At 62.1% G+C, this 19,126-nt stretch carries 16 protein-coding genes, 1 tRNA gene and 1 pseudogene; 10 read left to right on the forward strand and 8 right to left on the reverse strand.

Annotation, left to right across the window (positions count from 1 at the left end; all coding sequences use genetic code 11):
• Positions 1–32 precede the first annotated feature (32 nt).
• A complete protein-coding gene (locus ABDB81_RS10970; protein ID WP_346811082.1) occupies positions 33–1,208 on the reverse strand; it encodes a LysM peptidoglycan-binding domain-containing protein in 1,176 nt (391 codons plus the stop codon).
• 164 nt (positions 1,209–1,372) lie between these two features.
• On the opposite strand from ABDB81_RS10970, the gene def reads away from it, so the two are divergent.
• The 8 genes from def to ABDB81_RS11010 all read left to right on the forward strand — a co-directional run bounded on the left by def (position 1,373) and on the right by ABDB81_RS11010 (position 9,657).
• Positions 1,373–1,879, forward strand: coding sequence for a peptide deformylase (def, locus tag ABDB81_RS10975; protein ID WP_137926016.1), 507 nt, complete (start codon positions 1,373–1,375; stop codon positions 1,877–1,879).
• 106 nt (positions 1,880–1,985) lie between these two features.
• Positions 1,986–2,987, forward strand: coding sequence for a methionyl-tRNA formyltransferase (gene fmt / locus ABDB81_RS10980; RefSeq protein ID WP_346811084.1), 1,002 nt, complete (start codon positions 1,986–1,988; stop codon positions 2,985–2,987).
• Between the two features lie 138 nt (positions 2,988–3,125).
• Positions 3,126–3,986, forward strand: coding sequence for a zinc metalloprotease HtpX (gene htpX / locus ABDB81_RS10985; RefSeq protein WP_137926018.1), 861 nt, complete (start codon positions 3,126–3,128; stop codon positions 3,984–3,986).
• A gap of 139 nt (positions 3,987–4,125) precedes the next feature.
• On the forward strand, positions 4,126–5,499 hold the full coding sequence (gene rsmB, locus ABDB81_RS10990) for a 16S rRNA (cytosine(967)-C(5))-methyltransferase RsmB (protein ID WP_137926019.1): 1,374 nt from the start codon (positions 4,126–4,128) through the stop codon (positions 5,497–5,499).
• 11 nt (positions 5,500–5,510) lie between these two features.
• The gene (locus ABDB81_RS10995; RefSeq protein WP_137926020.1) at positions 5,511–6,308 is read left to right on the forward strand and encodes a DUF4390 domain-containing protein; all 798 of its coding nucleotides are present in this window, start codon (positions 5,511–5,513) and stop codon (positions 6,306–6,308) included.
• Entirely contained in the window at positions 6,305–8,746 is a 2,442-nt protein-coding gene (locus tag ABDB81_RS11000; protein ID WP_137926021.1) for a PAS domain-containing sensor histidine kinase, read from the forward strand. The genes ABDB81_RS10995 and ABDB81_RS11000 overlap by 4 nt, the downstream gene beginning before the upstream one ends.
• 56 nt (positions 8,747–8,802) lie before the next feature.
• A complete protein-coding gene (locus ABDB81_RS11005; RefSeq protein ID WP_137926022.1) occupies positions 8,803–9,525 on the forward strand; it encodes a response regulator in 723 nt (240 codons plus the stop codon).
• A gap of 56 nt (positions 9,526–9,581) precedes the next feature.
• Positions 9,582–9,657, forward strand: a tRNA-Phe gene (locus ABDB81_RS11010).
• Positions 9,658–9,829: 172 nt separating this feature from the next.
• Here ABDB81_RS11010 and ABDB81_RS11015 read toward each other — a convergent pair.
• From ABDB81_RS11015 to ABDB81_RS11045, 7 genes and pseudogenes are all read right to left on the reverse strand, one after another.
• A pseudogene (locus ABDB81_RS11015) lies at positions 9,830–10,813 on the reverse strand (site-specific integrase); the annotation flags it as partial.
• Between the two features lie 136 nt (positions 10,814–10,949).
• Entirely contained in the window at positions 10,950–14,660 is a 3,711-nt protein-coding gene (locus tag ABDB81_RS11020) for an SIR2 family protein (RefSeq protein ID WP_346811088.1), read from the reverse strand.
• A gap of 698 nt (positions 14,661–15,358) precedes the next feature.
• Positions 15,359–15,700 (reverse strand): DUF1484 family protein, encoded by a 342-nt coding sequence (locus ABDB81_RS11025; protein ID WP_346811090.1) that lies wholly within the window; start codon positions 15,698–15,700, stop codon positions 15,359–15,361.
• The gene (locus ABDB81_RS11030; RefSeq protein ID WP_346811091.1) at positions 15,693–15,872 is read right to left on the reverse strand and encodes a hypothetical protein; all 180 of its coding nucleotides are present in this window, start codon (positions 15,870–15,872) and stop codon (positions 15,693–15,695) included. Before ABDB81_RS11030 ends, ABDB81_RS11025 begins: the two co-directional genes overlap by 8 nt.
• A gap of 280 nt (positions 15,873–16,152) precedes the next feature.
• Positions 16,153–16,428 carry an ogr/Delta-like zinc finger family protein gene (locus ABDB81_RS11035; protein WP_346811092.1) on the reverse strand — a complete coding sequence of 92 codons (276 nt, stop codon included), beginning with the start codon at positions 16,426–16,428 and terminating at the stop codon, positions 16,153–16,155.
• A 280-nt stretch (positions 16,429–16,708) separates the two neighbouring features.
• Complete coding sequence (locus ABDB81_RS11040) at positions 16,709–17,488, reverse strand: hypothetical protein (protein ID WP_346811153.1); 780 nt, start codon at positions 17,486–17,488, stop codon at positions 16,709–16,711.
• Positions 17,452–17,715 carry an AlpA family transcriptional regulator gene (locus ABDB81_RS11045; RefSeq protein WP_346811094.1) on the reverse strand — a complete coding sequence of 88 codons (264 nt, stop codon included), beginning with the start codon at positions 17,713–17,715 and terminating at the stop codon, positions 17,452–17,454. The genes ABDB81_RS11040 and ABDB81_RS11045 overlap by 37 nt, the downstream gene beginning before the upstream one ends.
• 405 nt (positions 17,716–18,120) lie before the next feature.
• On the opposite strand from ABDB81_RS11045, the gene ABDB81_RS11050 reads away from it, so the two are divergent.
• Positions 18,121–18,333, forward strand: coding sequence for a hypothetical protein (locus ABDB81_RS11050; RefSeq protein ID WP_346811096.1), 213 nt, complete (start codon positions 18,121–18,123; stop codon positions 18,331–18,333).
• A gap of 173 nt (positions 18,334–18,506) precedes the next feature.
• Positions 18,507–18,623: a hypothetical protein gene (locus ABDB81_RS11055; protein WP_346811098.1), complete on the forward strand. Its 117-nt coding sequence runs from the start codon at positions 18,507–18,509 to the stop codon at positions 18,621–18,623.
• The last annotated feature ends 503 nt before the right edge of the window (positions 18,624–19,126 follow it).

Here is a 19,126-nt window from a genome sequence, read left to right on the forward strand (position 1 = left end):
GCGGGACGGCGCCTCGGCGCCGCCCCCACTGGTCACTGCGGCGTCTTGGCGAGGTCGCCGACCTTCATCACGTTGGTGGCGTCTGTCACCAGCGCGTAGGCGATGCCCGGGAACACACGGTAGACATAGGCCAGTCCGTACCGGTCGTCGGGCAGCGTGATCGTGCGATTGCCGTCGGTGGCATCCTTGACCTGGCCGCCCGTGCGGGACAGCGCCAGCACATGGCCCGGCTCCAGCCCGGCGTTGGTGCCCAGGTTAAGCACCACCACCTGCTTGGCGCCGCCGTACTCGACGCCGCCATAGACCGCCGCGATACGGGCTTCGATATTGGTGTCCGGCGCGTGCGGGACGTATCTCACCAGCTCACGCGCGGGTTGCGGCAACAGCAGCGAGCCCGCTCCCATTTCCTGCGGCGACTGGGTGACCTGCACCGTCGCCACCGCATCGGGACCCTCCGGGCCGCGCGTCAGGCGCACATTGCCCTGGTACTGGGCCTCGTAGCCGAGCACGGCCTGCGTGATCGGATCGTAGACGGGCTGGGCCGGCTTGAATGCCTGCCAGTCGCTGCCTACGGAGTCCGTCGGCGCGATGCCGCGCACGTAGCCGGTGTCGCCACGGCCCATGTACACGCGGGCATCCGTCAGGGCCACGATGCGGGCCGACGTGGCCACCGTCTGCTGGTCCACCACGAGGGGACGCTTCAGGAACGGTTCGATATCGGAAGAGGGAATGCTGGGGATGGCGTTGTTGCTATCGCCCTCGCCCCGCACGCGCGGCGACAGGCGGATATCGCCACCGCTCGCGCCGCCTGGTGCGGTGGTGGACAGATAGGCGCGGCCATCGCGCTGGACCAGGTACAGGATCTGGCCCGGATAGATCAGGTGCGGATTGCCGATCTGCTGCCGGTTCATGCCCCACAGCGCCGGCCAGCGCCATGGCTGACGCAGGTACTTGCCCGAGATCCCCCACAGGGTGTCGCCCGAGCGCACCGTGTACTGCCCGGGGGCATCGGTAGCGAGTTCCGAAATTGGGATACCCTGCTGGGCGGTGATGTCCGCCTCGGCGCGCTGCGCTGGGGAGATGGCAAGCTCAGCAGCCTGGACAGCCGCTGCCGCCCCTGCTGTGACGCATGCAGCACTCAGCATGGCGAGGGTGAACGCGTGCAGCCTGCGGCCCGACGCCGCCTGTTGTTTGGTAATATCGCGCATTTTCCTGAACCGGTCGGGAGACCAACCGGATTGACCCTAGGTAGAGCGTGCCTGCTGCGGCGCGCCTTGAATTTTTGTACTAGCGCCCCGATTCTGCATGTAAACACCGCACGCCGCAACGCTGGCCGGGCAGTGGACAGCACCCGGCGTTGCGCTCCAGCATCATGGCCAAACTCGATATCCTCACCTATCCCGATCCTCGCCTGCACAAGGTGGCAACGCCCGTGGCGGTGGTGGACGACCGCATCCGCCAGCTCGTCGCCGACATGGCAGAAACCATGTACGAAGCCCCCGGCATCGGCCTGGCGGCCACCCAGGTGGACGTCCACGAGCGCGTGATCGTGATCGACGTATCCGAGTCGCGCGATGGGCTGATGGTGTTCATCAACCCCGAGATCGTCTGGGCCAGCGACAACCGCAAGGTGTGGGAAGAGGGCTGCCTCTCCGTGCCCGAGGTCTACGACCGCGTGGAGCGCCCGGACCGCGTCAAGGTGCGTGCGCTCAACGAGCGCGGCGAGACCTGGGAAATCGACGCCGACGATCTGCTGGCCGTATGTATACAGCACGAGATCGACCACCTCGATGGCAAGGTATTCGTCGAATATCTGTCGCCGCTCAAGGTCAACCGGATCAAGAGCAAGCTGCAGAAGCGCGTGCGCTCGCGGATGTAACAGTGGGGCCGCACGCGTGCGGCCTCTGCTATCGTTACACGATCCGAATCCCGATCACGTACCGGCCGCTATGCGGCCGGTGTCGTTTTGACTCCGTATTGTTGCCATGACCCAAGTCCAGCCACTGCGCGTCGCGTTTGCCGGCACGCCCGAATTCGCGCGTGTCGCCCTGGAAGCCATCCACGCTGCCGGGTTTCCGGTGGTGGCCGTGCTGACCCAGCCCGACCGTCCCGCCGGCCGCGGCATGCAACTGCAGGCCAGCCCGGTCAAGCAGTTTGCCGTGGAGAGGGGACTCGGCCCCGTGCTGCAACCCCGCTCGCTACGCCGCCACGGCAAGTACCCCGAAGAGGCCGGGGCCGCCGTGGACACGCTCGCGCAGATTGCGCCCGATGTGATGGTGGTGGCCGCGTATGGCCTGATCCTGCCGAAGGAAGTCCTGGAACTGCCGCGCCTGGGCTGCCTGAATATCCACGGCTCGCTGCTGCCACGCTGGCGCGGCGCGGCACCCATCCATCGCGCGATCGAGGCCGGGGACGCCGAGACGGGCATCACGCTGATGCAGATGGACGAGGGCCTGGATACCGGTGACATGCTCACGCGCGAAGCCGTGGCCGTCGGTCAGCAGGACACCACGGGCAGCCTGCATGACACGCTGGCCGAAATGGGGGGCCGGATGATCGTCGATGCGTTGCGCCAGCTCGCTGCCGGCCAGCCGCTGACCGCCACGCCGCAGCCCGAAGCCGGCGTGACGTATGCCGAGAAGATCGCCAAGGAAGAGGCACCGCTCGATCTCACACGCCCGGCGGCGCAGTTGGCGAACCAGGTGCGCGCATTCAATCCGTTCCCGGGCGCCACGATCCAGGTGGGCGACACCGTCATCAAGTGCTGGCAGGCCCTGCCGCTGGCCGCGCCGGCAGGGCAGTCCCAGCCGCCGGGCACCGTGCTGGCTGCCGACGCCGCCGGCGTGATCATCGCGTGCGGCGACGGAAGTGCGTTGCAGGTGACCGAGTTGCAGAAGCCGGGCGGTCGGCGCCAGCCCGCGCAGCAGTTCCTGCAAGGCATGCCGCTGCCCGCCGGCACGCGCTGCCTGGTGCCGGGTGCGGCCTGAGCGCCTGACATGCCACATGCCGCGCCTGAAACCCTGCGAACGACATTGAATTTCTGGAGTCCTGGCCCTATCTAACCGTCATCGCGTCCGCAGGGGCGGGTACGCGTACTGGACGATTTGGATCTGGAGACCAAAGCCATGTTCAACTGGGTCAAGACCTTCATGCTGATGGCAGCGATCACCGCGCTGTTCATCGTCATCGGCGGCATGATCGGTGGCCGTAGCGGCATGATGTTCGCGCTGCTGATAGCACTCGGGATGAATTTCTTTTCCTACTGGTTCTCGGACAAGATGGTGCTGCGCATGTACAACGCGCAGGAAGTGGACGCCAGCACCGCGCCGCAGTTCTACAACATGGTGCAGGACCTGGCCCAGCGCGCCGGCCTGCCCATGCCGCGCGTGTATTTGATCAACGAGGACGCGCCGAACGCGTTTGCCACGGGCCGCAATCCCGAGCACGCTGCCGTGGCGGCCACCACCGGCATCCTGCGCGTACTGTCCGACCGCGAATTGCGCGGCGTGATGGCGCACGAACTGGCGCATGTACGCCACCGTGACATCCTGACTTCGACGATAGCCGCGACGATGGCCGGTGCCATTTCGGCGCTGGCCAACATGGCGATGTTCTTCGGCGGGCGCGACCAGAACGGCAACCGTACCAACCCCATCGCGGGCATCGCGGTGGCCCTGCTGGCGCCGCTGGCCGCATCGCTGATCCAGATGGCGATTTCGCGCGCCCGCGAGTTCGAAGCAGACCGGGGCGGTGCCGAGATCAGTGGCGATCCGCAGGCGCTGGCCAGCGCGCTGGACAAGATCCATCGCTATGCACAGGGCATTCCGTTCCAGGCAGCGGAGGAACACCCCGCCACCGCGCAGATGATGATCATGAACCCGCTGTCCGGTGGCGGCATCGCCAATCTCTTCTCGACCCACCCGGCCACGGAAGAGCGCATTGCGCGCCTGATGCACATGGCGCAGACGGGCACGTACCCCGCCTGATCGACGGGTTTGCCGGTCTATCCGGCGACAACGGGTAAACTGCCCGCTGGGTTCCCTCAGGGACCGGCGGGCATTTTTGTATCCGCCGATCTTCTCACGTCGTTTTTTCACCGCTTTTCGGTCTTTTCGGTATTTCCCCATGCGCCTGCAACACGATTCCCTTGCCTTCCAGATGCTCGGTGCCGCCGCGGCTGTTCGCGGCGTACACGAAGGCACGGCCTTGCCGCAGGCCATCGAGGATGTTGCCACGCACTTGCGGCTGGACCGCGTGCGCGACGCCGCCACACGCGGCGCCATCCAGGACCTGGCCTATCGGTCGGTGCGCCAGTTCGGCACCACGCGCGCACTCGTCACGCAATTGGTGACGCGGCCGCCCGGCGCGCTGGTCGACTCCCTGTTGGCCGTGGCGCTGGCGCTGCTGCTTGAAGGTGAGGACGGTGACGGCACCAAGGTGGGCCGGGGCGGCTATTCGTCGTTCACGGTGGTGGACCAGGCCGTGAGCGCTGCGGCATCCGAACCCAAGACTGCGCATGCGCGCGGCCTGGTCAACGCCGTGCTGCGCCGATTCCTGCGCGAGCAGAAACTGCTGCTGGCCGCCGCCCTCAAGGACGATGAAGCGCGCTGGAACCTGCCGCACTGGTGGCTGAAGATGCTGCGCCAGGCTTACCCCGATCAATGGAGCACATTGGCCGACACCGTCAACGCGCGGCCCCCGATGACGTTGCGCGTCAACACGCGCCGTATTTCGGTGAAGGACTATCTGCAAGCACTGGCCAACGCGGGCATGGCCGGCACCGCCGTGGGCGACCAGGCCGTGCGCCTGGTGCGTGCGTTTCCGGTATCGCAGATTCCCGGCTTTGCCGAGGGCGACGTTTCGGTGCAGGATGCCGGCGCGCAACTGGCGGCTCCGCTGTGCGAAGTCGCCGACGGCATGCGCGTGCTCGACGCCTGCGCGGCACCGGGCGGCAAGACGGGCCATCTGCTCGAACTGGCCGATATCCACGTGACCGCCGTGGAAAGCGATGCACAGCGCGCCGCGCGCATCCACGACAACCTCGCTCGCCTGGAGCAGCGTGCCGAGGTCATCGTCGGCGATGCCAGCCGCCCAAAGGACTGGTGGGACGGGCAGCAGTTCGACCGCATCCTGGCCGATGTACCATGCTCCGCATCGGGCATCGTGCGCCGCCATCCGGACATCCGCTGGCTGCGCCGCGAGACCGATATCGCCAAGCTGATGACCGAGCAGCGTCGCATCGTCTCGCAGCTCTGGCCGCTGCTGAAACCGGGCGGCATCCTCGTATATGTCACCTGTTCTATTTTCCCAACGGAAGGCGAAGAGCAGGCGCGCTGGTTTGGTGCGCAGCTGCCAGATGCGATACGATTGCAGGCGCCGGGCCAGCTCCTGCCCGGTATCGAGGCGCCTGAAACGGCTGGCAGCGACATCGCCGGCAAGGCAAGCCTGCCGTCGGATCACGATGGCTTCTACTACGCCCGCTTCCAGAAACGCGCCTGATACTTCCACCGATGCCCAGCCTGCAGCGCCTGTCCGACCTATGTGCCCCAGGCCGCGCGGTACGCGCATGGGCACTGGCCGTGCTGCTGGTGCTGATACTCGGCGTGCAGATGCTTCCGGCCCGCGCGCAATTGATCGAAACCAATGACGCACGCATCGAGTACACGGACGGCGCGTTCGAGCTCGCCACGTCGTTCGACTTCGATCTGCCCCCGGCTTTGGAAGACGCGCTGCATAAAGGTATCTCGCTCTATTTCGTGGTCGATTTCCAGCTGTCGCGGCCCCGCTGGTACTGGTTCGACGAGAAGCCGGTCAACATCACGCGCTCGGTGCGGCTTTCGTACCAGCCGCTGACGCGCCAGTACCGCGTTTCCACGGGCGGCCTGCAACTGCCGTTCAATCGGCTCAAGGGCGCACTGCAGTTCATCCAGCAAGTGCGCGGATGGCGAGTCTTCGAGCGCCGCGACGTCAAGCCGGGCGAGACGTATCACGTGGAGACACGCATGCGGCTCGACCTGAGCCAGCTCCCCAAGCCGTTCCAGGTCAACGCGGTGAATACACGCGACTGGAACCTGTCTTCCGAATGGAAGCGCTTCAACTACACCGTGCCGACGAACTTCGACACCCCGCAGCCGGTGCCCGCGCCAGCGCCGCCGCCCGTGGCGCCACCCGCACCGCCTGCGATGCCGGGCGCGTCTTCCACCGCTCCTGCACCTGCCCCATCGGCTGACGCACGTACACCGTTCGCGCAGACCTTGTCGAACGCACTGTCCCCGAATCAGCTGGTGCAGCCGGCCAGCCAGCCATGAACGGAAATCCGTGGGACAGCAGGTTCCGCCGCATGCTGTATCGCGTGGTGGTGGGGATCATCGTCTTCCTCGCCCTGGTGCTTGTGGGCCTGCTCGCCGGGGCTTCCGCCAATACCGAGTTCTTCGACCGCTATTTCACGCTGCTTTTCAAGATCAACCTCGTCGTCGGGGTCTTGCTGGTCCTGACGGTGGGCGCGCTCGCGCTGACGCTCTATATCCGCTACCGGCGCGGCAAGTTCGGCACGCGGCTGATGAGCAAGCTCGCCGTGTTCTTCGGCGTGGTGGGCGTGCTGCCAGGCGTGCTGATTTACCTGGTGTCGCTGCAGTTCGTCTCTCGCAGTATCGAATCGTGGTTCGACGTGCGCGTGGAGACAGCCCTGGAAGCGGGCCTGAACCTGGGCCGCTCGACGATCGACAGCCAACTTGCCGATCTGCAGGGCAAGGCACGGCTCATGGCGGACCAGCTCACCGGCGCCTCGGGCATGGCCACCTCACTGCAACTGAATCGCCTGCGCGAGCAATATGGCGTGCAGGAAGCCGCGATCTTCACGGGCAGCGGGCGCGTGTTGGCCACGGCATCGAGCAGCTATGCTTCGCTCGTACCCGATATTCCGTCGGGTGTACTCGCCGAGCAGGCGCGCATGGCCGGCGGCTACGCGGCTGTGGAAGGCGGCACCGACCCGTCCGCTGGCGAGAAGCCCGTCAATATCGACAGCAGCCACCTGTACCGCATCCGCGTCATCATTCCGCTTGGGCCGGCGCCAGCCGCGTCGGACGAACCGCCGCAGGCCAGTGCGGCAACGGCTGCAAGGCCACGGCCCCAGTCGTCGATAGGCAGCCGCTGGGCAGGCTCTGGACTCTCCGTCGAACGGCGTCCCGAGGATGCGCCGGCTACAGGCTTCGGACTGATCGGCGACACGGTACGCGAGGAACGTTACCTGCAGGTACTGCACCCCGTGCCGGCAGTGCTGGCGCGCAATGCGGACGAAGTCCAGCGTGCCTACCAGGAATACCAGGAGAAGGCGCTTGGCCGCACTGGCCTGCGCAAGATGTACATCGGCACGCTGACGCTGACGCTGTTCCTGGCCGTGTTCATTGCCGTGATGCTGGCGCTGCTGCTGGGCGGGCAGCTTGCGCGTCCGTTGCTGATGCTGCTGCAGGGAACGAAGGAGGTCGCCGAGGGCGATCTCTCTCCCAAGCGTGAACTGAAAAGCCGCGACGAACTCGGACAACTCACACAGCAGTTCAACCAGATGACACGGCAGTTGTCCGAAGCGCGCATCGCGGTAGAAGATAACCGCGTGGCGCTGGAGCAATCGAAAGCCTATCTCGAAAGCGTGCTGCAGAATCTGACAGCCGGCGTGCTCGTGTTCGATCGGCGCTTCACGCTGATCACGGCCAACCCCGGCGCCGAGCGGATCTTCCGGCAGCCGTTTGCCGGTGTGCTGGGCCAGCCCGTGGAGCAGATTCCGGGCATGGGCGATTTTGCCGACATCGTGCGCCAGGCGTTTTCCGAGCAGACCACCAGCGAGGTGCTCGGCGGCGCGCAGCATTGGCAGAAACAGATCGAACTGCCCCAGGGTGAGGAACAACCGCTCACGCTACTGGTGCGCGGCGCCCACCTGCCGGGCGCCAGCCGCGACGAGCCGGGCTACGTGGTGGTGTTCGACGATATTTCCGACGTGATCTCGGCCCAGCGCTCCGTGGCATGGGGCGAGGTAGCGCGGCGCCTGGCCCATGAAATCAAGAATCCGCTGACCCCGATCCAGCTTTCCGCCGAGCGGTTGCAGATGAAGCTGTCGCCGAAACTGGAGGTCTCCGACGCCGAAGTGCTAAAGCGCGGGGCGGCAACGATCGTTAACCAGGTGGCGGCGATGAAACGCATGGTGGACGACTTCCGCGATTACGCGCGGACGCCGCCGGCGGTGATGCAGTCACTGGCGCTGAACAGCCTGGTGGCAGAAGTCTTGCATCTGTATGGCATCGACGATCCGAACGTGCATGAGCATCCGGTGATTCATCCGACGCTGGCCCGTGATTTGCCTGAAATAAAGGGCGATCCGACGCAACTGCGGCAGGTGATCCACAACCTGTTGCAGAATGCGCAGGATGCGGCGGCAGACAACGTGGCGGCCGGTAGGGCGGCGCCCCATATCACTCTGCACACCGAGACTGTAGAATACAAAGATTCTGCCGGCGAAGACCGGAGAGCCGTCAAGTTGTCCATTACGGACAATGGTCCCGGATTCGCACCACGCATCCTGAGCCGTGCGTTCGAGCCGTACGTGACCACGAAAGCCAAGGGTACGGGTCTGGGGCTTGCGATGGTGAAAAAGATCATTGACGAACATGGTGCGCGGATCGAACTGCGCAACCGCATGAACGGCACCGAGATCGCGGGAGCGCAGATCTCGATCCTGTTCGTTAAGCTGCCTTAGTCAATCTTGCGCGCCGGTGCCTCCGGTCGCGCTGCGGTGGGGTTAAGAGGGGAAGTATGGCAACGATCCTCGTAGTCGATGATGAAATGGGTATCCGGGAGTTGCTCTCGGAAATCCTCAGTGACGAAGGACATGTGGTGGAGCTGGCCGAAAACGCCCAGCAGGCCCGCGAGTTCCGCGCGTCCGCTACGCCTGACCTGGTGCTGCTCGATATCTGGATGCCGGATACCGATGGCGTCACGCTGCTCAAGGAATGGTCCGCACAGGGCTACCTGTCGATGCCGGTCATCATGATGTCCGGGCATGCCACGATCGATACGGCTGTCGAGGCCACCAAGATCGGCGCACTGAATTTCCTGGAAAAGCCGATTGCGCTGCAGAAGCTGCTGTCGGCCGTGGAAGCGGGCCTGGCGAAGGGCGTGGAGCGTCCGCGCAGCGCACCGTCCGCGCCCGCCACGACCGCACCCCCCGAAAGCGTGCCCGACGCGGCCAGTGCGGATACCCTCCCCGTGGAGACGCTCCCGGCCGAAGCCACGGTCAATGGCAATCCGTCACGCGGCGTCCCGGAAGGCGAAATGCACTTCTCGTTCGACATGCCGCTGCGCGAAGCACGCGACCTGTTCGAACGCGCGTACTTCGAATACCACCTGGTGCGCGAACACGGCAGCATGACGCGCGTCGCCGAAAAGACCGGCCTCGAACGCACCCACCTCTACCGCAAGCTCAAGCAGCTCGGCGTGGAACTGGGCCGCAACAAGCCTGAACCGCCGGAACAGTGACCCGGCCACAAAACGCTTGACGAGGGCGATACTGGCAGTTATAGTTTCGCTTCTTTGGCCCGGTAGCTCAGTCGGTAGAGCAGAGGATTGAAAATCCTTGTGTCGGCGGTTCGATTCCGTCCCAGGCCACCAGATTTGACAAGGGATCGGGCGCTTCGGCGCCCGTTTCCTTTTGTGGCAGTGTGCCGTGTTTGTGCCGTAGCGTGCCAACGTTGTCCGCGTAGACCGCGATGTGATCCCGGCCAAGATGCGCGTAGCGCAGCACCATCTGGTAGCTGGCCCAGCCGCCCAGCTGCTGGAGCACCGGCAACGGCGTACCAGCCTGCACATGCCAACTCGCCCAGGTGTGGCGCAGATCGTGGAACCGCAGCCCATCCAGCCCCGCTCGCACGCACGCCTTCTGCCAAGCGCGGTTGTAGATCCGCCCGACTGGCGCCCCCTGATACGTGAACACGTAGTCCCGGTGCTCGCCGCGCTGCTCGGCCAGCACCTCCAGCGCATCCCCATTCAACGGCACCGAAATCACCCGCTTGGCCTTGGCCTGGTCGGCGTGGATCCATGCAATCGCCCGCGCCGTATCCACCTGCGCCCACTCCAGCAACCTGACGTTCGACTCGCGCAGGCCGGTGGCCAGTGCGAAACGGGCCATGGGCCGCAGATGGCCGGGCAGCTCCTCCAGCAAGCGCAGCGCCTGTGGCCGCGTCAGCCAGGTCAGGCGGCTGCCGCCCTCCGGCAGCTTGCGGATCGGCGGCACAACGTCGACCCATCCTTCCTGCCGGCAGTGGTTGAGAATGACCGACAGGGCGGCCATGTGCCGGTTCACGGTCGCGCCGACCACCCCGTCCTCCAGCTTGGCCGCGATCAGGGCATTGACGCGGTCACGGTCGATCGCGCGCACCGCCGTGCCGGCGAGCTGGCCGGTCAGCCAGCGCAGGCGCTGCTTCACGGTCTCCAGCGAGCGCAGGTGCTGGTTCTGCTTGAGCCAGTGGACCACGGCCGTTTCCCAGCTCACCGCCGGGCGCTCGCCGAGCTTCTTTTGCCGCCAGTAATCACTCGCAACCTTGGCGGCAAACTCTTCCGCCTGCCGACGGTCCGTGGTGCCAGTAGAGCGTCTAACTCGCGTACCGTCGATACCGAGGTCGACCCACCAGGGACCATTCTTTGTTCTTTTGAATAAGTGCATGCGGCCCGTTCCCGTACCTTTACGAATCCAATCTATCACATCGATATCGACCAGCACCCACGCCCGCCACATCTTCGCGGCCGGCAGGCATGGAGCCGGATGCATTCCGAAACCGTATCCGGCGTAGTGAAGAGCCACGCCGCAGCTTGTTCCACCTAGGTCTTCACTGACGGCGCCCTCAGCGCAAAAAACGCAAAGTGGCTGTCTAGTACTGGGGTGATTTGCGGAATTGGGCCGCGATCTAACTACGTTCGACCAAGTCAATGAGCCGCAAATAGCGTGGGTCCGAAGTCAAAGCGGGATCGGCTTCCGCGATCAGTGCAAGCACTTGGGGTAACTCGTACGACGGCCGCGAAAGTACCTGAGGTGTAGCTCTGTCTATCAGATCCAGCGTCGCTTCCGGAAACAACACGCTGAGCGGCTTTTCCCCACTGATCTCCCGGGTGAATCGATAGAACGGATGATCGTTTGTCTCTACCGGCACCAAAAACTCCTTCACGACTTCGTAGACGCTGGGAAAGCTATCTCCCGTGTCATCAAGCATTCCGATCCACGCCCGCATAGATCCCGAAGTCCTGTATCGGCGTTCTCTTGGCCAGTCGTGGCAAATAAAGGGGATGACGTGATCGGCCCATCCGCTTTCATTCTTCTGTCCGACCCGTCCAAGCCAATAGATGAACCGGCTTCGAGTATCGTCAGACATCGCTCGAACGACCGAGCGCATTTCGCTTCGCGAAAGGCCGCTTGCCTCGTCCGGGCGAAATACGCGCATAAAGCCTAGCCACTGAGCTGCTCGCGTTGTGAGATCTCTATCCCAAGAAGCTCCTTCGACCCACGAGACTAAGCCAAGCAGGAGCGGCTTAATAAGCTCACTCACAGGCGGAGAAGGAACGTCCTTTGCATGAAGAAACCCGTTCCAAGCAGGTTCCGACGCGGCATGGTCGAACGCCAGCATTGGTAAAAGACATCGCTCAGTCCAAGCGGGATCAACGAACATCAACCAATTCAGCTTTGAACTCGCTAACGACACCGCATGATCCGAACCCTCACCAGACGCGGAAAAGAGGCGCTCGACTCGGAACTTTATGTAATCAGGAATTTGTGAACCTGCCTCCTGCGTCTCACCAGGCACTGCAGCAAAAAGGGCCTCGGCACACATGCCGATGGGTCCATTCAGCGCATGGTCGAACGTACGCCGAGAACGCGGGATGATTTTTCCGCCTTGACGGACTTCGCCCACACCGCTCTTCGTTGCATCTTCTCCGCCGCTAATAATTCCAGCGACGATGTGATCGTAGACCGCCCAACCAAGAGCTGTATCAAATTCAAGGATCGCAACGAAGTTACTTGCCAGCCATCGACCCAAGGTATGGCGCAGTTCAACGATGGCTGCTTCGGGAAGTCGCGCTACTCGATGCAGAAACGCACGTCGCAGCCTCGGCGTGATGTCTGCAGGCAATTCATTGATCATGGCCGCCCAAAGCACCTCTGGGTAGTCGTTCTCCCGTCGTCCAGCAATCGTCAGCGCAGACAATGCCTTGCGTGGATTGGCTTTCACCAAACCAGTGAACGGCCGTTGCTCTATGAAACTTCCAAAATCGCGTTTCAGCCCTTCCTTTGCCTTTGCGACTACCTCGCTATCGGGAAGGTGCTGCACTGGATCGGGCTTCTCGTCGGTACGTACCCAACCCGAGTAAGAGCCCCGTTCGATCACCGTGGAGCTCGCCCAAGTGTCGCTCCATCCTGGAATGCCTCTGATCAATTCCGCAAGCTGTGCACTGTGTTCCGCTACTAGTTCACAGGCGTGTAGTTCGAGATACCGGGCATACCTGGCGGCGAACTCATCCCGAAAGGCTGGAAACTCTTCGTCAGACCAGTGGGCGCGTCGATCGGGGCCCTTCAGGATGCGATCGGTAAGCTGCCTTCGGCAATCCTGTGAGAACTCATTCCATCTGTCTGAAAGAAGAAAAAGTAGCTCTCGGACCAACGAGATATCCCAAAATCCTTCTTGATCCATGGACAAGACTTCGTTGGCAACCTGATCAGCCTCAAAGACGGTTGCTTTGCTGAATGCATACAGCTTGAGCTTTCGGAAAAAGAATCGATCTGTCGCTGGCCAAGTCGCAGCATGTGCCTTGGCCAGTTCTGGTCGCACAACGGCCAGCCGGTCAAAGACTTGAATGAACCAAGTCACTGCTGCAACAGCATTTGTATCGTATTTTTCGCCCTCGGCCTCACGACCCGGATAGCAGGTTGGCGTATGGAAGTAGTTTGTATCGATGTCTTCAAGTAGACCTATTGCGACGGTCAACTGTTCCTCCAAGATGCTAAATACCTGCGGCAAGCGATCGTCGGGTACGCCTACATCTTCATTGTGTTGATCAAGAAACAAGACGTCGAACTGACCGAGATCTCCGAAGTCCACTTCCTCCCAAGTTGCCAAGGGAGGCTTGGACTGATGCAGGCCAAACGGAGGCTTGATCCTTAATCGCGGCATTGCGACCCTCCAAAGTTCTCTTAAGGATCTCGCTGTCCAACCTTCTGCATCGACCCGCCTCTTCAGGTCGAACCATTCGTCGTGCAGCTGACGATTGCGAGGATCCCGATGGTGTTCGAGGATCAGGTTCCACATATGACGGGCACGCTTGGGGAGAGCAGCCCCCGAGCGTTCCAATTGCCATTCGAGCATATGCAGCAGTCGAGGATGCAATCCATTCTTGCGAATCGCCCACCAAGCCAGTACGGGGGTATCCATAACTTTGCAAAGCCAGGTGATCAGGTGACCCAGCCGTCTTGGGGTCACCTCCCAGCCTTGGGGTTGTCGTCCACACAGTCGATGGAAATCATGTGGATTGTCATCTTCGTCGCGCCAAACCAAGAGATCGTCGTTGCTGACACCCCGTTCGCGATCATCCTCCGAGATATCGCTCACATCGTCATCCAGTCCGTAGGCGGTCACAGGATCGAAAGTTTCAGCCTTGTCACCGTATCGACTACTCGGCTTCGCCGAGCGGACGTTCACGTCCATCACACATATCCATTCGGGATGCGGCGTGGGATCCGCCTCTGCAAATGATTTTGCGCCTTGCACAGTGCGAAGGACGTGAGCAACTTGACCGCGTTCATGGGAGGACAGCTCCTTCGGGTCTTGCTCGCCTTTCGCTACTATGGTCGCACGCCATCGGCGCGGATCGTCGGCACGGTCTGCCCAAGCTTCCATGCTCTTCCACAGCTCCGGATGATCGGAATAGGCAATAGCCGACACACCTCGGTCACGCCACTTGGCTTCAATTTCTTCGGGGTGCCCGCGATCAAAAGCATAGAGTTTGGACCGGTCATACTGGCCGTCATGGTTGAGGCCCTGAAGCAGATATTTGATCGGAGGATCCTCCGCCTGATAGCCGACTAATACGACGGTATGCCTTTCTAGGAGATGCCTGATGAAGTTGGTGGCCCACCCCTCAGAGAGATAGGCACGTCCGAAGTCAGCGCTGCTCAAGACGTACGGATGATTTTCTGAGTTCGCGTCTACGAGTCGCCCGTGTAGATAGGTGATCCCATCAATCTTCGATCCGAAATTCAGGTCGGGAAAAGCAGGCGGTACATGCACGTCAAGCTTGTCATCTTGCTGCCCCACCTCAAACAAGCGGTCGAAGTTTGTCGTAACAATCTGGGGCACGCCGCTTTGGTTCGAAGAGATCCGCTTGATCAGACGGTGCTCACGTGCGAGATCTCTGCTCGCCATAGGAGACGCCTGCAATCGCTTTGTGACCAAAGCATTTATTTCAGCTTTGCCGTACTCATGGTGAAGGAGGTTGAATATTTGGTCGAGTGGGACGTGAGCCGCAGATTGCTTGTCCAGCCACGGTGCAAACGCAACCATGATCTCTGAGTCGGCTGGGGGGGCAAGTGCGTCTATGACGTACTGAGTGAGACCCAGAAACGTCGGCATTCCAGACGGGGTCGAAACTCCGGCACCGCACAGAAAGACGACGCGACCGGCGTCACAGCGTTCTAGAAGAACATCCGGTATAGAGGGGCCGTTTGGATGAAATCTCATAAGCTCGGTTTGTCAGCGGTGCTTTTTTGTTCTACTGGCGTATCGAGTAACGGCATGCTTCGACGGCGACCTCATGGACATCTGATCGCCTCACTATCGGCTTGCAGTCTCGACACCAGCAAAGTGGCTTGGGCTGGTCACTGGCAGCTTGCTCGATACGTCGTAGTTGATTCGGCCCCTGTCCCATTCGGGGAGTGAGAAAAAAGACGAGTCTTCGTGGCAAGACCCAGCACAGTCTTATGTGCAAAGAATTCTAGCGCCACCGGCACACCGTGACAGTCTCGTCGCAATAAAGAAAAATCTCGCAAACCTTTTCCGCCGAAAGGACCGCAGGTATCGGGTAGACAATGGATTAGGAGACTAATGCAGGAGCCCCCTGTGTGGGTAGACCAATCCTTCCACGAGCGTACGTCGTCATAGCTCAACAGCGATGAGTCCTTCTCGGTGTAACAAGGGCCGTGAGAGTTGCTTTCGGCGCCGCAGCGCAGATGATCTAGACGCTCGGCCGCGTCATGTAAGTCGACGTTGGGCTGAGGGTCGTCAAACCAAGCGCGAAAGGGGGGGGCTATGGTGTGTATGCATGGACTCCCTCACAGCATGTCATGGACATGGCTCAGCGCTTCGTCCAGGCGTTGTTTCAGAGGGCTCAGTAAGCAATGCAAGCTGTGATGGGCAGGGGACCGATCGCTTTCAAGGTCAAGGAAGCGCAGAATTCCGTCTAGCCCCGCGCTTACTCTCAGCAGCTCATGGCAGCTATCTTGTGCGGTTTCCCGAATGCTCTCGTTCAGCGCATTGATCTGGGCAACAGCGCTGGACAGCTCGACTTTTGATCGACGGTTTGCGGGGTGGATCTGCGATAGGAGCTGCAACAACATATCGCGTTGGCGGAAGAAGGCGAGCTGGTTACCCGAGAGGCGCGGAGCGTCATGCATTTCGCACCTCCGCTTGGGCGATAGCAGCAACGGCAACGAGCGCGTCGCCAACGATGTCCAGCGACGCGCGCTCTGTCGGTGCGTCAACCGCATCGCGCAGGGCGACACGAACAATGGCGAGGATTTGGGGGAATGAAGTTTGCTCGGGACGAGCGAGGGCACCAGCACGCATTGCGGCCTCCTTGGGTATGGTAGAGGCCCGCCGCTCATTCTCACGTGAGGGGTGGCGGGCCTGACAGCGAGGGTGAGAACCGGTACCCAAGGTGACCGGCCAGCCCGAGGGCTGCCCCGCCCGGCCCGCCATTGAGTGTAGGCGCGCACGTGCGCTTTGGACGAAAAAAATGCCGCATGGGCGGCCGTCCGCCTTGGGTTACTTCGGGTTCTCACGCCCGGTCACCGCTGTTTCGATGACGGTTGAATTCTTCATCATCTGCTCCAGGGTGTCAAGGCTGCTATCTCCCCGGCTTCAGCGGAGTGGAAAATGGTTGGATTGAGGTTTGATAGGGGGCCGGCATCGCGTTAGCGGAGCGGCCCGCGAGCTGCCGGGCAATGTCAGGGTCTGGAATGCAGCTCGGAGAAAGTGTGCGTACCACTTCGACCAGGCTGACAAAAGTGTGGCCACAGTCGAGATTGGCGCACTGGCAGTAGAGCTCCCGCGTCATGCGAGAGATAGGGCGGCTGGTGCGAATACTTGCTTTCGAGCCGCAATGTGGGCAGTCCATTCTCATAGGAAACAAGTGCTCCTTCGCGAAGGCAGCCAGCTATATCAGCAACAGCCGCCCGCGCGGGCGTGTCAGCAGTCAGTTGTGATGGTGTCGCCGTGTTGCGACGAGTACCGCTCCGTGTTTTCGGTGAGGCGGGTGCTGTCCGAGCGGGAGAACATGTGCTCGCACCGCAAGTTCTTGCAGCGATACAGGGCCTCGCGATTTCCACTGCCGCACTCGACGTAGCCTTCGGCAGGAGTCAGGGAACGGCACTTCGGGCATTTTTCTGCTTGCATCATCGTCCTCAGTTGACAGCGCTCACGGCGGCTTCGCGGAGCCGTGCTTTGCGTTGAGAGAATTCAGATCGCAGCTTTTGCACTGTCGCTCCGTAGGCAGGTTCGAAGTTGCCGAGACCGGCTGGGCGCTCGATGCTGGTAAGGACATCGTCTTGTTCTTCCGCAGCCTGGTAACCGCTGACGCCCTTGCGGACAACTGCAAAGGCGTCGGCCAGAGCGACATCCGTTGACGTCTCGTACCCGAGCTGTGCCCACTGCGCGCCTCCCGGTCGACGTCCCTGACATGCGTACGCATTTGCGAGGATGCGGATCGCATGGATGAAGGGCTGTAGCGTTTCGCCTGCGGAGCTAAACAGCTCTTCTGCTCGCCGATATACGACCCCGCTGTAGGCGTCTTCTTCGGCGCACTGTGCGATGCGCGCTTCGAGAATCGCCTCATCCAAAGCAAGCTGGATCTCGGCGATGATGGCTCGGTAGTCCTCTCCAAGCGTGTAGGCGGCACGCTCCTTCCCCTTCAGCTCGCGGATTTGCTTCATCGATGCGCTGGCGTCCCGCATCAGCGCCGCCGCTTCACTGCGCGCTGCGAGTGCTTCGGCATCGGCAGCATCAGCGGCCTTGGTGTGCCTCTCCAAGTCCGCTTCGAGCCTGCTTACGTTGTCTCGCGCGGAATTGAACGCGGCCGCGGCTTCACGGTATCGGTCCAGTGTGGCCTGAAAGGCCTCAGTGAGTAGTGTGGTCATGGTGGTATTGGTTATGTGCGACGTGACGCAATGCGTGACTGCATCCATTGCCGGATCTCGCTGGAGAGCCAGGCGACGCTTTTGCCTGCCAAGGGCACGGGCTTCGGAAATTCGCCGCGCCGCATCCTGTCGTAGATGGACGAAGCAGGCAGACCGCAAACAGCTACGACCTCAGGCAGTCGCATGAAGCGTTCCGTTTCCGCTATTCCGGTGTCACGCAGGACGAGGCCGGGAGCGGTGCTAGCCGTGGAGGTTCCAGCTTGCAGACTCATCATTTGTCTTCCTCATCTAGGTTCAAAGGATTCGAGCAACATGGCTCCGAAATGCTCGGCGTTGCTCAATGCTGCGCAGAACGAACACAGTGTCCCGATAGCGCCTCGGTCATCGCAACAGCATCCTGTTGTGGCGCGGTCGCTAACAACAAGGTGACGGGCATAACAGGTCGCACAGAATGCCGGCGGGCGTACAGCGTTTCCAAAAGTTGCGGCGCGTCGCGTCAAGCATGGCCATTCATGAGAAGTGGCGGCGGATCTATTCCTCGACGCCTTCCAGTCCTTCCAAAGACGCGTACCCGTTCTGCTCTGGCACGCCGATCAATTGCGGCAGGAGAAAGAAGACCGCGTTCGCGTTGACGTGAGAAATGCAAGTCCGCAGCGCGGCAGGCGCTGCGTTGATTGCCAGTGGCGGCAGATCGTCATCTGTTGACGATTCCGTGGGCGAGTGGCTGCAACCTGTTCAACAGCGGCCAGTTGCGGTTGGATTACGGGGGCGCGGACTTCGAGCACCTGCTGATGTGCATCCTCATCGATGACACGGCGTCGGTCGCTTCTCCCGCACGCGGAACTTGCCGCCTGGTAGAAGCGGGCGCCACGACAACCGGCGCGGCACTGTAGTCGCCGCCGCCATTAGGGTCATCGCCCACCCACATCTCACGGTTGCCGAAGGGACGAGGCGACCAGTGGCAGAAATACTCTCAGCTATCGACCATGCCGCGCATGAGCATGGAGAGCGGAAGCACTAGCTCCGTGGCATCGACTACGAAGAACAGGCAACCGCCATCAAGCGCGTGACTGAACGCTACAACGTGGCGTACGTCGGCATCGACCGAACCGGTAGCGACAAGCTGCGCCGCTCCACCAGCGAGAAGATCGCCACGGCTCTGGGCATATACCCACAGACCTGACCCCCGGCTTATCGTGCCGGCATCCACATGGAGGCGTGCACAGCGCCTCTATTCGTTTCCACGTCCTACGCCACCTCCCGTGTCATCAGGCGCGCCTGCGGGCCGCCACGGGCCGCCTTGCGCCTGCCCGAGGCTTCGGCGCTGAGGCCGCTTGCGGAATTTTTCGGGCACCCCCAGCCTTTGGCCCTCAGTGCGCGGTGGAGACCCCGCCTCACCCGGGCGCTTCATCGAGTGGTTTTTACGCACTGACGCAACCCGCCGCCCGCCGCGCCAGCACTGGGGCCGTAGGCAACTTGCCCTGTGCAGGCACTTACGCAGATTTACGCAGCTCGCGCAGTGTCCCGCACAGGTGTTCCACGCTGGTGATGGCCTCTGCTGACCAGGCCCTCTCGATGCACCGGCAAAAGCTATGGAACGGGGGCATGTCAGGAAAAAGGTAACCTCGGTAACCCACCCCACGAATCTACGCTAACTCATTGATTTATAAGGGCGCCCCAGGTTAC

The organism is Cupriavidus sp. DL-D2, assembly GCF_039710735.1.
Taxonomy (GTDB): domain Bacteria; phylum Pseudomonadota; class Gammaproteobacteria; order Burkholderiales; family Burkholderiaceae; genus Cupriavidus.

Coding starts and splice junctions, on each gene's coding strand:
- ABDB81_RS10970 (WP_346811082.1), bottom strand. CDS start 1,208: ATGCGCGATATTACCAAACAACAGGCGGCGTCGGGCCGCAGGCTGCAC.
- def (WP_137926016.1), top strand. CDS start 1,373: ATGGCCAAACTCGATATCCTCACCTATCCCGATCCTCGCCTGCACAAG.
- fmt (WP_346811084.1), top strand. CDS start 1,986: ATGACCCAAGTCCAGCCACTGCGCGTCGCGTTTGCCGGCACGCCCGAA.
- htpX (WP_137926018.1), top strand. CDS start 3,126: ATGTTCAACTGGGTCAAGACCTTCATGCTGATGGCAGCGATCACCGCG.
- rsmB (WP_137926019.1), top strand. CDS start 4,126: ATGCGCCTGCAACACGATTCCCTTGCCTTCCAGATGCTCGGTGCCGCC.
- ABDB81_RS10995 (WP_137926020.1), top strand. CDS start 5,511: ATGCCCAGCCTGCAGCGCCTGTCCGACCTATGTGCCCCAGGCCGCGCG.
- ABDB81_RS11000 (WP_137926021.1), top strand. CDS start 6,305: ATGAACGGAAATCCGTGGGACAGCAGGTTCCGCCGCATGCTGTATCGC.
- ABDB81_RS11005 (WP_137926022.1), top strand. CDS start 8,803: ATGGCAACGATCCTCGTAGTCGATGATGAAATGGGTATCCGGGAGTTG.
- ABDB81_RS11020 (WP_346811088.1), bottom strand. CDS start 14,660: ATGCCGACGTTTCTGGGTCTCACTCAGTACGTCATAGACGCACTTGCC.
- ABDB81_RS11025 (WP_346811090.1), bottom strand. CDS start 15,700: ATGCATGACGCTCCGCGCCTCTCGGGTAACCAGCTCGCCTTCTTCCGC.
- ABDB81_RS11030 (WP_346811091.1), bottom strand. CDS start 15,872: ATGCGTGCTGGTGCCCTCGCTCGTCCCGAGCAAACTTCATTCCCCCAA.
- ABDB81_RS11035 (WP_346811092.1), bottom strand. CDS start 16,428: ATGAGAATGGACTGCCCACATTGCGGCTCGAAAGCAAGTATTCGCACC.
- ABDB81_RS11040 (WP_346811153.1), bottom strand. CDS start 17,488: ATGGATGCAGTCACGCATTGCGTCACGTCGCACATAACCAATACCACC.
- ABDB81_RS11045 (WP_346811094.1), bottom strand. CDS start 17,715: ATGATGAGTCTGCAAGCTGGAACCTCCACGGCTAGCACCGCTCCCGGC.